Source organism: Mucilaginibacter sp. PPCGB 2223, from assembly GCF_001705515.1.
In the GTDB taxonomy this organism is placed as follows: domain Bacteria; phylum Bacteroidota; class Bacteroidia; order Sphingobacteriales; family Sphingobacteriaceae; genus Mucilaginibacter.
Genome location: NZ_MDJS01000001.1, coordinates 1,414,007 through 1,427,715, shown reverse-complemented (window position 1 = coordinate 1,427,715; position 13,709 = coordinate 1,414,007). Strand labels below are relative to the sequence as shown.

Annotated in this window: 14 protein-coding genes; 10 read left to right on the top strand and 4 right to left on the bottom strand. The window is 44.1% G+C overall.

Features of this window, described 5'->3' with window-relative positions; genetic code table 11:
* The first annotated feature begins 8 nt into the window (after positions 1-8).
* From BEL04_RS06145 to BEL04_RS06110, 8 genes are all read left to right on the top strand, one after another.
* Positions 9-542, top strand: a complete 534-nt coding sequence (locus BEL04_RS06145) for a YceI family protein (protein ID WP_066001332.1) — start codon at positions 9-11, stop codon at positions 540-542.
* Positions 543-552: 10 nt separating this feature from the next.
* On the top strand, positions 553-987 hold the full coding sequence (locus tag BEL04_RS06140) for a c-type cytochrome (protein ID WP_066001331.1): 435 nt from the start codon (positions 553-555) through the stop codon (positions 985-987).
* Between the two features lie 36 nt (positions 988-1,023).
* Positions 1,024-2,046, top strand: coding sequence for a sensor histidine kinase (locus BEL04_RS06135; RefSeq protein ID WP_139112930.1), 1,023 nt, complete (start codon positions 1,024-1,026; stop codon positions 2,044-2,046).
* Positions 2,037-2,765 carry a LytTR family DNA-binding domain-containing protein gene (locus BEL04_RS06130; RefSeq protein WP_066001329.1) on the top strand — a complete coding sequence of 243 codons (729 nt, stop codon included), beginning with the start codon at positions 2,037-2,039 and terminating at the stop codon, positions 2,763-2,765. Before BEL04_RS06135 ends, BEL04_RS06130 begins: the two co-directional genes overlap by 10 nt.
* Before the next feature lie 88 nt (positions 2,766-2,853).
* Positions 2,854-4,260, top strand: a complete 1,407-nt coding sequence (locus tag BEL04_RS06125; RefSeq protein ID WP_066001328.1) for an MBOAT family protein — start codon at positions 2,854-2,856, stop codon at positions 4,258-4,260.
* Positions 4,261-4,264: 4 nt separating this feature from the next.
* Positions 4,265-5,098, top strand: coding sequence for a hypothetical protein (locus tag BEL04_RS06120; protein WP_066001325.1), 834 nt, complete (start codon positions 4,265-4,267; stop codon positions 5,096-5,098).
* Positions 5,099-5,178: 80 nt separating this feature from the next.
* Positions 5,179-5,784 carry a TetR/AcrR family transcriptional regulator gene (locus BEL04_RS06115; protein WP_066001322.1) on the top strand — a complete coding sequence of 202 codons (606 nt, stop codon included), beginning with the start codon at positions 5,179-5,181 and terminating at the stop codon, positions 5,782-5,784.
* A gap of 146 nt (positions 5,785-5,930) precedes the next feature.
* Positions 5,931-7,478: a DHA2 family efflux MFS transporter permease subunit gene (locus tag BEL04_RS06110; protein WP_066001320.1), complete on the top strand. Its 1,548-nt coding sequence runs from the start codon at positions 5,931-5,933 to the stop codon at positions 7,476-7,478.
* A 32-nt stretch (positions 7,479-7,510) separates the two neighbouring features.
* On the opposite strand, the gene BEL04_RS06105 is transcribed toward BEL04_RS06110, so the two are convergent.
* Both BEL04_RS06105 and BEL04_RS06100 read right to left on the bottom strand, forming a co-directional pair.
* Complete coding sequence (locus tag BEL04_RS06105; protein ID WP_066001319.1) at positions 7,511-8,041, bottom strand: HAMP domain-containing histidine kinase; 531 nt, start codon at positions 8,039-8,041, stop codon at positions 7,511-7,513.
* Positions 8,042-8,065: 24 nt separating this feature from the next.
* Positions 8,066-8,890: a hypothetical protein gene (locus BEL04_RS06100; RefSeq protein ID WP_139112929.1), complete on the bottom strand. Its 825-nt coding sequence runs from the start codon at positions 8,888-8,890 to the stop codon at positions 8,066-8,068.
* A 191-nt stretch (positions 8,891-9,081) separates the two neighbouring features.
* Between BEL04_RS06100 and BEL04_RS06095 the strand changes: the two genes are divergently transcribed.
* Positions 9,082-11,064, top strand: a complete 1,983-nt coding sequence (locus BEL04_RS06095; RefSeq protein WP_066001309.1) for a M1 family metallopeptidase — start codon at positions 9,082-9,084, stop codon at positions 11,062-11,064.
* Positions 11,065-11,137: 73 nt separating this feature from the next.
* Here the strand turns inward: BEL04_RS06095 and aroB are convergent, their stop codons facing one another.
* Together aroB and BEL04_RS06085 are read right to left on the bottom strand one after the other, a co-directional pair.
* Positions 11,138-12,211, bottom strand: a complete 1,074-nt coding sequence (gene aroB / locus BEL04_RS06090) for a 3-dehydroquinate synthase (protein ID WP_066001307.1) — start codon at positions 12,209-12,211, stop codon at positions 11,138-11,140.
* 7 nt (positions 12,212-12,218) lie between these two features.
* Positions 12,219-12,425 (bottom strand): RNA-binding S4 domain-containing protein, encoded by a 207-nt coding sequence (locus BEL04_RS06085; RefSeq protein WP_066001305.1) that lies wholly within the window; start codon positions 12,423-12,425, stop codon positions 12,219-12,221.
* 69 nt (positions 12,426-12,494) lie between these two features.
* On the opposite strand from BEL04_RS06085, the gene BEL04_RS06080 reads away from it, so the two are divergent.
* Positions 12,495-13,697: a proline dehydrogenase family protein gene (locus BEL04_RS06080; protein WP_066001304.1), complete on the top strand. Its 1,203-nt coding sequence runs from the start codon at positions 12,495-12,497 to the stop codon at positions 13,695-13,697.
* Positions 13,698-13,709: the final 12 nt, after the last annotated feature.

Sequence of the window (13,709 nt, the reverse complement as noted above, 5' to 3'; positions counted from 1 at the left end):
GTTTTGTAATGAAAAAGATAATGATGCTGTTGCTGATCATCGGCGCAGCAAACGTGAGCCGGGCACAATACAAGCCGGCAGAGCAGGGCTCGACCCTGAAATTTACCATAAAAAATTTAGGATTTGGCGTGGATGGCAGTTTTACAGGTTTTGAGGGGGCGATTAATTTCAACCCCCAAAACCTCGCTGCCAGCAGTTTCGACGTAACGGTAGCCTCGGCTACCGTTAATACCGACAACAGCCTGCGCGATGAGCATTTAAAAGGCGATAGCTTTTTTGATGTAAAGACTTATCCCCGTATCAAACTGGCATCTACACAGATTACCAACATAAGGAGCGGTACCTACCTGTTTAACGGGCAACTCACTATTAAAGGGAAGGCAAAACCAATCAAGTTCCCGTTCGAGGCAACTCAAAGCGGCGACGGTTTTGTTTTTAAAGGTTCGTTTAAGATGAACCGGAAGGATTTTGGAGTTGGCGGCACAAGTACCGTATCCGATGAACTGGAAGTGTTTATTAATGTAACTGCTAAGAAAGCTTAATACGATTAAGATGAAGCTAAACAGAAAAGTTTGCGTTATTGGTGCTCTTGCTGCTATTGTAAGTATTACAACGGCAGCAACCATCAAGAAAACGGCAGACGATAAAAAGCCCGCCGATAAGCAGCTTTATACCAATTTAAAAGTGTTGCCGAAAGATATCAGCTCGCGCGACCTGCAAAGTATTATGGCCGATGATTTTGAAGACGGGATAGGGGTTAGCTGTGGATTTTGTCATGCTAATAACAAAGATGGGCATGGCCTGGATTTTGCCAGCGATGCGAAGCCAGAAAAGGAAATAGCGCGTACGATGATGCGTATGACACTCGACCTGAACAAAAGATGGCTGAAAAATAAACATCCGAAGCTGGGCGACACTGGCTTGGTGGTACAATGTACAACCTGCCACAAAGGCCAGCCCTTCCCCGATGGGGCCGAACCCAAATGATTATCATTATCTTTAGTGCGGATTTGACAAGTGTTTTTGAGAAGTAACAAATTAATATATCATCTTGGCTTTTGGCTGCTGGCCTATCTTTTCTGGATATTTATTTTCAGGAACGGCACGCTGGTATTTACCCATGCGCTTACGATACAGTTTTGCTACCTGATTTTTATAGCAGGTAATTATTATTACAATTCGCTGTTTACGGTACCCGCGTTACTCAACCGTAAAAAATACCTTGCTTTTGGGCTGTGTTTTTTAGCCGGTATTTTGGCAGGGGCAATGGCTCGGGTACCTGTATCTTTTCTGGTAAATAAATATCTTTTCAGGGTAGACGTCAGTCAGTTTAATTTTGTTAAGGTTTTTTCGGATTCGTTTGTCAATATCCTTTTTTGGGTTGTGCTGATATTAGTAACCAAACTCATCACCGAAAAGATAAGTTCGCAGCGGTATATCGAACAGATTGAGAAAGAAAATTCGGATAACGAACTTAATTTTCTAAGGGCGCAGTTCAACCCACATTTTTTGTTTAATTCTATTAATTCGATTTACGCCCATATCGATAAAACAAATAAACCGGCACGTGAGATGCTGCTCGTGTTTTCGGAAATGCTGCGCTACCAGCTTTACGAATGCAATGTTGAGCAGATAGAACTCGACCGCGAGATTAACTATATGCGTAACTATATTTCGTTACAGAAAGGCCGTATCGATGAAAGGATCAACGTGTCGTTCTGCGCCAATGAGGTAAGCGGCAATATGAAGGTTGCGCCCCTGATATTTATTAATTTTATCGAGAACGCGTTTAAGTACGTTGGCTTTAACGAAAGCCGCGAAAACAGTATCGATATTAGATTAAAGTTTGCCGATGGTAACCTGTATTTCAGGATATTTAATACAAAAGATTCGTTTATCAATCATTCCGAAAAGTCGTCGGGCCTGGGTATTGCCAATACCAGGCGCAGGCTTGAACTGCTTTATCCCGAAAAGCATATCTTAAAGATAACCGAAACTGAAAATGAGTATACGGTCGAATTAACCTTGCTGAAATTATGGTTTTAAACTGCGTAATAGTCGACGATGAGCCCATAGCCCGCAAGCTTTTGCAGGAGTATATTGAGGAAACCGATTTTTTGAATTTGGTCGGGATAGCTGAAAACCCGCTTAAAGCCATCAGCGTAATTAATAGCCAGCCAGTCGACCTGATTTTCCTGGATATCAATATGCCTAAGATGAACGGTATGGAGTTTTTACGTTCGTCGGCCAACCTGCCTATGGTGATTATGACCACTGCCTACGGCCAGTATGCCCTGGAAGGTTTTGAGATGGCCGTGGTAGATTACCTGGTGAAGCCTTTTTCGCTCGAACGTTTCATCAAAGCCGGCCAGAAGGCATTGGAGCTTAAAACACTCAAGCAAAAGAATATCCCGGCGGAGAAAGAAAAGCCTGACGACGAATACTTTTATGTGAAGTGCAATGGTAGAATAGAGCGCATAATGTATAACGAACTGCTATACGTGGAAGCCCTGGCTAATTACATAACACTTTACACCAACAACAATAAACTGGTGGTATACCTCACCATTAAAGGAATTTTAGAAAAACTGCCGCCGGAGAAATTTGTGCAGGTGCACAAAAGCTATATTGTGAACATCGATCGCATCAATACCATCGAAGGTAATGTGCTGCATTTGGGGTATAGCAAAATAACAGTAAGCCCCAACTACACCGATGAGGTAATGAAACGGATACTGAAGGGTAAGTTTATTAAGCGGCAATAATTATTGTTAATCGGCAACCTTTGTACGGTCTGGCTACAACCGGTTTGGCTTTTTGGTTTTATAAGTATATTAGCGCAAAATTAGGCCAATGCTTTTTAATAGTTTCGCTTTTATAATACTTGTATTAGTAACTTTTCTAATTTATTATCTTCCGTTTTTATCGAAATTTCAGATACAGATATTGATCATATCAAGTTTGATCTTTTACGCATACGGCCAGCCATACCTACTTGTATTACTTCTGCTCTCGGCGGCAATAAACATTGTTACAAGTTACCTGGTAGTTAACCAAGATAGAAAATACAGGCGTGTATATGCTACCCTGGGCGTTTGCATCAATGTGCTTATCCTTGTTTTTTTTAAGTATAGTCCGTTATTTGCCAAAACATTTTTTAATACCGCTACCGATCCCGGGAGATACCTTTTATTAATTCCGTTGCCAATAGGTATATCTTTCTATACCTTCGAAGGAATCAGTTTGTTGATCGATGTCTACTCAAATAAACATCACGATGTTTTAACGATAGACAAGTCATTCAAAAAGCATATTTACAAAACGCTGTTTTTTATTTCTTTTTTTCCTCACCTCATAGCAGGCCCCATTTTAAAGGCTTATGAGTTTTATCCTCAGATCGGCCCCAAGAAACTCACGGATATTGACTGGGCATATGTTTTTAAAAAACTCATCACAGGTTATTTTTTGAAAATGACAGTAGCTGATAACCTTTCGAATTTTACATTTTGGATGGAATATCCTTATTTTAAAACCTTATCCTCGGTCGAACTGATCGCTATGGTTTTTGGATACTCGTTTCAAATTTTTGCCGACTTTGCAGGGTACTCACTTATCGCGCTTGGTATTGCTAAAATGTTCGGGTATGACTTGATGGAGAACTTTAATTTTCCGTATATCTCTGCGTCGTTTTCGGATTTCTGGAGACGCTGGCATATTTCATTATCGACGTTTTTAAAGGAATATTTATATATACCTCTTGGCGGTAACAGAAGCGGAAAGGTACGGACCTATATTAATTTAATTATTACCATGACCCTGGGTGGATTATGGCATGGCGCTGCCTGGAGCTATGCCGTATGGGGCCTGTTTCATGGCGGCGCTCTGGCTGTTGAGCGTTTTTTTACAAGGGGCCGGAACGATACCGAACCTGGTATTTGGCAAAGTTTTTTAAAGCGGGTGGTTGTATTTTTGTTTGTAACCTTTGCGTGGATATTATTCAAACTGCCTTTTGCACATGTAATCGAATATTTTAGCTCAATCTTTGCAAACTATAAAGTCTCGATTACATTTAATAATCCTTTCCTGATCATCATTTATTCTTTACCTGTGATATTGTATCACTTATATTATTTAGGCAAATCAAATACAGCTATTGCCGGTTTCTTTACAAAATATCAATTTGTTGTATATGGACTTATGTTATTTATGATTATTGTGAATAGCGGCCCTTCGGGATCATTTATTTATTTTCAATTTTAAGTATATGATCAGGAAAAGCTTATTTGTAGCAGTGTTTTTGTTGGTCTTATATGATTGTTTCTTGATCGCAGAGAAAAAAATATGGAGATCGGAACAGTACCAGTATCAAGGCAATATTATTAAAGCAGACCGGTATATATACAGTCAGGCAATGCCCAGGGCCGTTATTATCGGAACCTCGCTTTCAGACAGAATAGTTCTGGATAGTATACCCGGTATTTATAATCTGGCAATGCCCGGCATGTCGATATTAGATGGGTGTGAGGTGCTCTTAAAAAGAGAAAAACTGCCGGAGGTGGTCTTTATCGAGACAAACCTCTTTTTTAAGAAAGAAAATGAAGGTTTTGTACAGTCTGTTAACTCTCCGGTCAGGCAATTTTTTAAGAAGAATATTTTAGCCATGCGGGATGAGAATCAGCCTGTAGGCCTGATAAGACATCTTATAAAAGGGAACGCGAAAAAAACGATTGTTTATCCCGCTGTACCGCCAAACGTATTTCGTGAATTGCTGCAAAGCCAGGAAAAGCAATTTGAAAACCCGGATAGCGCGTTGATCGACAGATCACTCGTCAGATTGAAACACTACATTCAAATAATGCACGAACACAAAAGCAGAGTGTGTTTTTTTGAAATGCCGGTGAATGAGAACCTCAAGTCATTGCCGCAGGCAGTAATAGTAAGAACCAAAATTAAGGAAAGCTTCCCGGGAGTTGCTTTTATCCCCCCGCCCGACATAAAATTTGAAACCATGGATGGGGTACACCTGGGGAACAGCGAGGCGAGCTTGTATACACATTACCTGAAAACCCATATTGATACCATAATAAACGGTCGCTGATTTTTTTCCGGGAACTGCGCAGAACGTGTTTAAAATCTAACCCGTGTTTGTTTTCACAATACCATTTGGTATATTTGTGTATGAGTAAAGGCTTGTCAAAATCAGAACGTACCCGGCAGTTTATTATCGAAACCACCGCAGATATCTTTAATACCAAGGGATATGTGGGCACTTCGATGTCTGACCTGACCACCGCCACCGGCCTTACAAAAGGCAGCATCTATGGCAATTTTGAAAACAAAGAAGAAGTAGCGATAGCGGCTTTTGATTATAACTTGGAAAAGTTGCGAAAGATCATTTTACAACGAATGACCAGTGCCTCAACCTACCACGACAAGCTAATGGTTTATGCCCAGGTATATCATAGTTTTAAACGCAGCCCGTTCCCGGAAGGCGGCTGCCCGATATTAAACACTGCAGTTGAGGCAGATGATACCAATAATCAGCTAAAAGACAGGGCGGCAAAGGCGGTTATCCGCTGGCAGAAAAGTATCATCAACCTGATACAGGGCGGCATTAATTCGGGCGAGTTCAGCAGTAATGTGGATGCCAATAATGTGGCGCTATCAATGATTGCGCTGATAGAGGGTGGCATCATGATCGCCCGGGTGACCAGCCAGCCAGCCAACCTCGACGAGGTGCTCAAAACCGTAAGCAAACTGATTGAAGGGTTAAAGGCCCACTGATTTTTTTGACATTTAAAATACCATTCGGTATAAATTATATTCTATTATTGTACCGGCAAATCCAGTGAGGTTTTAGAGATGAGATGAAGTAAATATGATTTGTTACAAATTAAAATATACCGATCGGTATAATAAATAACAATGCTATGAACTTTAAACAAAAACTACTCATTATTACGGTGATAAGCGCCGCCATAATGGAACTGATAGATACGTCTATCGTGAATGTGGCCCTGAGTTATATGAGCGGTAACCTGGGTTCGACACTGGAAGATACCGCCTGGGTAATCACCTCGTATGCCATAGCAAATGTCATCATCATACCCATGACAAGCTTTTTGACCAATATGCTGGGTCGCCGAAAGTATTATATCGGCTCGGTGATCCTGTTCATCGTATGTTCGCTGATGTGCGGGCAGGCCGGCTCGATATGGGTTTTGGTATTCTTCAGGTTTTTGCAGGGATTGGGCGGCGGGGCCCTGCTCTCGGTTTCGGCTGCTGTGGTTTACGAGCAGTTTCCGAAAGAGAAAGTAGGCATAGCCAGCGCACTGTTCGGTATCGGGGTATTTATCGGCCCAACCATCGGCCCAACCCTTGGCGGCTTTATCACCGAAAATTACTCCTGGCCGTGGATATTTTACATCAACGTACCTATCGGCATCCTGGCTGCGGTATCGTGCTACTTTTTGCTGCCGGAGTCGGCTACAAAAGTACAGATCAATAAGGTCGACTGGCCGGGTATCATCCTGCTCACTATAGGTATCGGCAGCCTGCAAACTGTGCTCGAGCGCGGCGAGACCGACGATTGGTTCTCGGCAGGCTATATCATCTTTTTAAGTGTGTTGGCCGGGCTTTCGCTGATCATGTTCATCATGTGGGAACTGCATATCCCCAATCCGGTTGTTAACCTGAGGGTATTGAAAAGTAAATCTCTGAGTGTAGCGGCAATATTAACCTTTGTTACCGGCAGCGGGATGTTCACCTCGATATTTTTAACCCCGGTAATCGCTCAGCGACTGCTTAATTTTACGCCTTCGCAAAGCGGCATGCTGCTGATGCCGGGGGCTATTCTGGCATTAGTAGCGCTGGTTATTTCGGGCAGGTTATTGCAAAAAGGCGTATCGCCCGTGCTGATAACGGCCATCGGCTTCTTATTTTTTATCTATTTTAACTTCAGCATGTCGGGTATGAGCTTCGATACCTCGGCAAGGACAATAAGTCTCACCCTGATCTTTCGTGCGGTTGGTATGGCCTTACTTACCGTGCCGCTAAGCACGTTAGCCGTATCGACGCTTCAGCAAAAAGATATGCCACAGGGTACCGCACTGAATAATATGATGCGGCAATTGGGCGGTTCGTTCGGCATATCCATCATCAATACCTATGCGGCAAGGCGTTTTGCTTCGCACCGTACCGATATGGTATCACATATCACAGCTGGTAACCAGCTTGTTACAGAGCGCCTCAATATTTACGCGGCAAACTTTCATCAAAGAGGGATGGAGTGGACGGACGCCCGCGAAAAAGCCATGAAGGTTATTGATGCGATCGTAGTTAAACAATCCACACTGTTGAGTTATCTCGATTCGTACCAGCTGATAGGGGCTTTCTTTGTGATTACGCTGCCTTTGTTGTTATTGGTAATCAAAAAACCGAAAGGGACCGGGCCTACGGTTGTAATTTCAGATCATTAAATAGAACAGTTTTGCAATGCAGCATAAAGTATCTATTTCATCTGGGCGTGCGCGTTGATATCCTGTATCTTGTCGTCGAGCTCTTTAGCTGCAGCCTCCAGCTTTAACAAGGTATCCTTATCGGCATGGTAGTCTTCGGCTTTGATAATGTTGATCAGGCCTAAAATGGAAGCCACGGGTTTACGCAATTCGTGCGACTGGATATAGGCAATATTATCGAGGGCGCTGTTTAGTGCCGCATTTTTGGCCTTAATGATCAGGTTGTGCCGGTGAATAACCCTCGACTGTAAAAGCAAGGCCACACAAAACCCGATAAATATCAACGAACCAATGATAATGTAGAGCATTTCGCGGTTCCTGATCCTGGCCGATTTATCGAGCATGGCAATTTCTTTATCTTTTTTTACAGTTTCGTATTTAATCTGCAGTTCACCAATCTGTTTGGTGTTCGATTGTACTTGTAACGAATCGTGCAAAACGCGCGAACGCGTATTATACGCTACTGCTTTTTTATAATCGCCTGCTGATACGGCACAATCAAACAGGTGCATATAAACCTCCATCTCGCGATAGGGCTCTTTGATTTTTTAGGATATCAGCAAAGCCGAATCCAGGTAGGCTATTCCCCTGGCATGGTTACCTTTATAAAACCAGGCCTGGCCAAGCCAGCTGTAGGCATAGGTTAACGAGCGTGGCTGATTATATTTATAAGCTAATGGCACTGCGCGGTTGCCATATTCGATAGCTTTATCGAAGTCTTTGTTATCTTTATAATACTGGGCAATGTTATCGTAGAATCTGATACGCATCCGCTCGTATTTGGGGTTGGCTTCGGCCATTTTCAGGGCCTGAAGTTGAAAGTCGAGACTTTTGTCGTCCAAATGTTTGTCGCTGGTAAGCCATACACTATGGGTAAACATGGCTTTAAGACCTAACAGTGCAATGATCTCGGAAGTATCTTTATTGCCTGTCGCTGCGTTTAAACCCTTATCGGCGGCAGCGAAGGCCATTTTATAATCAGTATTCTCCTTGTATAGGTTGGCCATCATTCCATAAAGCTCGGGTATAGCGCGGGTAACTTTCCATTTTTCTGCATCTGATAAAGCATCAACAGCGGTTGTCATAGCGGCTTTGTGGTCCGATCGCATCCACAGGTAATGCGCCCTGAACATTTTGGCGTATACCCGGGCCACTTTGTTTGATCCGGTACCCGAAAGTTGCCGGAGTTGTTCAATGACCGTTGGAATGGAATCGATATTGCCGTTTTCAAGATGTTCACCCTTTTCGATCAGCTGATCGATCTGCGCCGTACTAACAGGGGGATTAGTAGCCTGGTCTGATTGCCGGCAGGCGAGCAAGCCGAATAAGAGATATAGGGTGATTAATAAAAGTGACGGTTTTTTAGGGGCCACAGAAACAATGCTAACGGATAAGATAGATTGTTATAAATATACGATCTTTTTTTGGAAAACCGCATCGGTTTGTTTTAAAGCAAATTACGTTAATGTAAACACAAGATTACCATAACATTTTTGATACCCGTTGATCCTGGGTTTAATATGTGGCATTAATTTGGTTTATTTGTGGTTTACCCAATTAATATATGCGCTATATCAAATTTAATTCTCTTTTTCTGTTCCTGGCAGCAATTGTACTCCTTGAACAAAACACCAGGGCACAAACAACTACCGATTCTACCAGATATGATCATAAAGAAACCTTCGGCCCCATAACCTGGCCTCTTACCGGTACTGAAGTACGCTCGGCATCCGGACAACCAGGTCCGAAATATTGGCAAAACCGCGCTGATTACAAGATCAAAGCTACCTTGAACGAAACCACACAGGATACAACAATTACCGGCGAGGTGGTTATCAATTATACCAATAATAGTCCTGACAAGCTTGATTACCTGTGGCTGCAGTTAGATCAGAACCTGTTCAGCCCCGACTCGCGCGGCGCGGCCACCACACCGTTGGATGGCGACCGTTTCGACGTTAAAGGATTTAACCGTGGCGGTTATCATATAAAAACCGTTACCGTAACCTATAATGGCAAAAGCTACACCGTTGCCCCTGTAATTACCGATGCGCGTATGCAGGTGCGCTTAAATGCCCCGCTTGGTGCTAAAGGCGATAAGATAGAGGTTAAAGTAAACTACGATTTTTCGATACCGTTTTACGGTGCCGACCGTATGGGCCGAAAAAAATTCAAAAAAGGTTATGTTTACGAGATAGCCCAATGGTACCCGCGTATGTGCGTGTACGATGATGTAGAAGGCTGGAACACATTGCCATATATGGGCCTGGGTGAGTTTTACTGCGAATATGGCGATTTTGACTACTACATCACTACGCCGGCAGATATGATAGTCGTGGGATCGGGCGATTTGCAAAACCCCGCCGAAGTGTTGACAACAACCCAGGTAGCACGTTTAAAAGAAGCCCGTGAGAGCGATAAAACGGTAATGATCGTCAAGGAAGGCGAAGTGGGAGAAAAAGAAACCCGCCCGGCCGGAGCCGGTAACCTGACCTGGCATTTTAAGATGAGCAATAGCCGCGACGTATCGTGGGCGGCATCGAAGGCTTTTATCTGGGATGCTGCAAGGGTAAACTTCCCCTCGGGCCGTAAAGGCATAGCCATGTCGGCCTATCCCGCCGAAAGCGCGGGTAATGATTCGTGGGGCCGCTCGACCGAGTACCTGAAAAACAGCATGGAGATCTATTCAAAGGCTTACTACGAATATCCGTGGAACTCGGCGGTAAGTGTTGCCGGGGTGGCTCTGGGTATGGAGTACCCGGGTATTATCTTCTGCCTGAATAATTTAAAGAACGGCCGCCTTTGGGGCGATGTTACCCACGAGATAGGGCATAACTGGTTCCCGATGATCGTAGGTTCGAACGAGCGTAAATATATGTGGATGGATGAAGGATTCAACACTTTTATTAACCAGTATGCCACCGAAATGTTCAATAAAGGCGAATACTATAATGCTGCCACCAGGCCTGCAAAGGCTATGTCGCGTGCAATGCAGCGTATGGCCGATCCGCTGATGACACCGCCTGAGGCTATGGGCCTGCGCGATTATGGTTACTATTATAGCAAAACTTCGGTAGCGCTGGATATGCTGCGCAATGTGGTTTTGGGGCACGACAGGTTCGACTATGCCTTCCACAACTACATACAGCAATGGGCCATGAAACACCCAACACCATACGATTTTTTCAGGGCGATGAACAATGCTGCAGGCGAAGACCTGAACTGGCTGTGGAAAGGCTGGTTTTTTACCACCTGGAAGCTCGACCAGGCCATAACCAACGTTAGCTATGTGGATGGTAAACCCGAAAAGGGCGCGTTGATCACTGTGTTAAATAAAGAGAAGCTGGTAATGCCGGTTGATGTAAAAATCACCCAAAGCAACGGTAAAACCGAAATCATCCATTTACCGGTTGAGATATGGCAGCGCGGTGCCAGCTGGACGTTCAAATACCCGTCGACATCAACCATTGATGAGGTGATGCTGGACCCGGATAACCAGTTGCCCGATGTGGATCCGAAAAACAATACGTTTAAACCGGGCAAATAACCTGTTTAAAAGCAAAAAGAGCATTCCGGATATCCGGAATGCTCTTTTTGCATGGTTTAACCTAATAAAAAAATCAAGCCTTTGCGTATTCGAGCGAAGCATAATAACGCAAACTATCACACAGCTCCTCATCGGTGCAGATATTGTCGATAACACATTCGCCTATCCGGGCAAGCAGCGAGCAATTGATTTTGCCGTTTACATTCTTTTTATCCTTTTTCATAATGTTGTTGAGGAAAGGATAGCAGTTTTCGTGTATCTCGTATTTGCCGTAAAGGCTCAGCAAAAAGTCGGTAATAGCGTGCATCTGGTCAAGCGGCAAGCCTGCCTTCTGATGCGATAACCAGGTTTCGCATATCATACCGGCAACAACGGCTTCGCCATGGGTAAGCGGGTTTTCGTCGTTATCCAGTGAGTAGCTCTCGATAGCATGACCAATTGTATGGCCAAAGTTTAATATTTTACGCAAGCCGCGTTCGGTGGGATCGGCTATCACTACTTTATTCTTTATCTCGATCGAATCTTTGATGAGCTCGCTGGTCAGATTATCCAGGTCGCTGTGCTTTAGTTTGTCCCAGTAATCTGCATCGGCAATCAGACCATGTTTCAGCATCTCGGCCAGGCCCGATCTGATCTGCCTTTCGGGCAAGGTGCTTAAAAAGGCGTGCTCAATAAACACCGCCTTTGGCTGGGTAAACGTACCGATGATGTTTTTAAGATTGAAGATATCAATACCGGTTTTACCACCTACCGAAGCGTCGACCTGCGAGAGCAGAGTAGTGGGGATGTGTATAAAATCGATACCGCGTTTATAGGTCGAAGCGGCAAAACCACCCAGATCGGTAACCACGCCACCGCCTAAGTTAATGAGCAGGGCGTTACGGTCGGCTCCAAAATCGATCAGGTTTTTCCAGATACCTACGCAAAAATCTATGCTTTTGCTTTCCTCGCCTGCACTGATCTCAATCAGATCGAAATCAGCATTACGCATCAGGCGTTCCTGCAGATAAGGCAGGCAAAATTTGCCGGTATGCTCGTCGGTCAATACAAAAACACGGGTGTATTTACCCGCGCTGATGAACTCATCGAGTCCGTTGGCGATATAATCAAAATATATAGGGTAGCTAATACTGTCTAACTTATTCATGATGGGGTTACTGCACTGTAATTTTTTGGCCTCGGTATTCTACAACATCTCCTGCACGCACTTTAAGGCGTTTACGGGTATCAATCTCACCGTTGTACTTTACCTCACCTTCCATCACTGCTATCTGCGCCTCGCCGCCGGTGGCAACCAGGTGAGTAGCTTTCAATAACTGGATCAGGTGGATATAGTCTTCGGTTAGTTTGAACTGTATCATAGACTTGGCAAAAATAAACTATTCATCCAATAATGAGTTATAATTATGCGCATTTTATAAATTTGCACCATGCTGACCCATACCGACAATGCCCCCCGTGGGGGTAACGAACTTTCTTTTGAAAATACCGAAATCGCCTTTCGCCATACATCTAACTCAGGATTAAAACGTGCCTGGTGGCTGTTTAAGTTTATTAATATTAATTTTTTTGTCAAGGTTGGCCCGCCCATTACCAATTTTGCATTAAAACTTCATTTGCCTATCCAGGGCATTATCCGCGCAACTATCTTCAAACAGTTTTGCGGCGGCGAAACCATTGCCGAGTGCGGTGCCACGATCAAAAACCTGGCCGAAGGCGGCGTAGGTACGATATTGGATTATTCGGTAGAGGGTGAGGATGAAGAACATATTTTCGACGAGACCCGGGATGAGATCATCCGTACCATCGAACGCGCTAAAGGCGACCCGTCGATACCGCTTACTGTATTTAAAGTGACCGGGGTAGGACGTTTCGCTTTGTTGGAGAAACTTGATGCCAAACAGCAACTGGATACTACCGAGCAGCAAGAATGGGAAAAAGTACAAAACCGTGTATTGGCTATTTGCCAAAAGGCACATTCGCTGGACATACCGGTGATGATAGATGCTGAAGAAAGCTGGATACAGGATACCATCGATATGCTGGCGCTGGATATGATGCGTAACTTTAACCGCAACCGTACCATTGTATATAATACCTATCAGCTTTACCGTCACGATAAACTGGCCTCATTGAAACACGACCACACTTTGGCTAAAGCCGAAGGCTTTTATTTAGGCGCCAAGCTGGTACGCGGCGCTTATATGGAAAAAGAGCGTAAACGTGCTGCCGAACTAAATTACCCTTCGCCTATACAGCCCGACAAGGCTTCTGCCGATAAAGATTACAATAAGGCACTGAAGTTTTGTATCGATAATATCAATGAAATTGCCTTTGTGGCCGGTACGCACAACGAAGACAGCTGCCGGATTTTAACCGAACTTTTAGATGCCGCCAAACTCGATCACAACCACCCGCACGTATATTTTTCGCAGCTTTTGGGTATGAGCGATAACCTGAGCTTTAACCTGGCTAACTCGCGATACAACGTAGCTAAATATGTGCCTTACGGACCGGTAAAAGCGGTGCTGCCATACCTTTTCCGCCGCGCACAGGAAAATACCGCCATTGCCGGGCAAATGGGGCGCGAGTTGAGTTTGATTACCAAGGAGAAAAAGCGCAGAGGAATGTAGCCCCGGGACAGA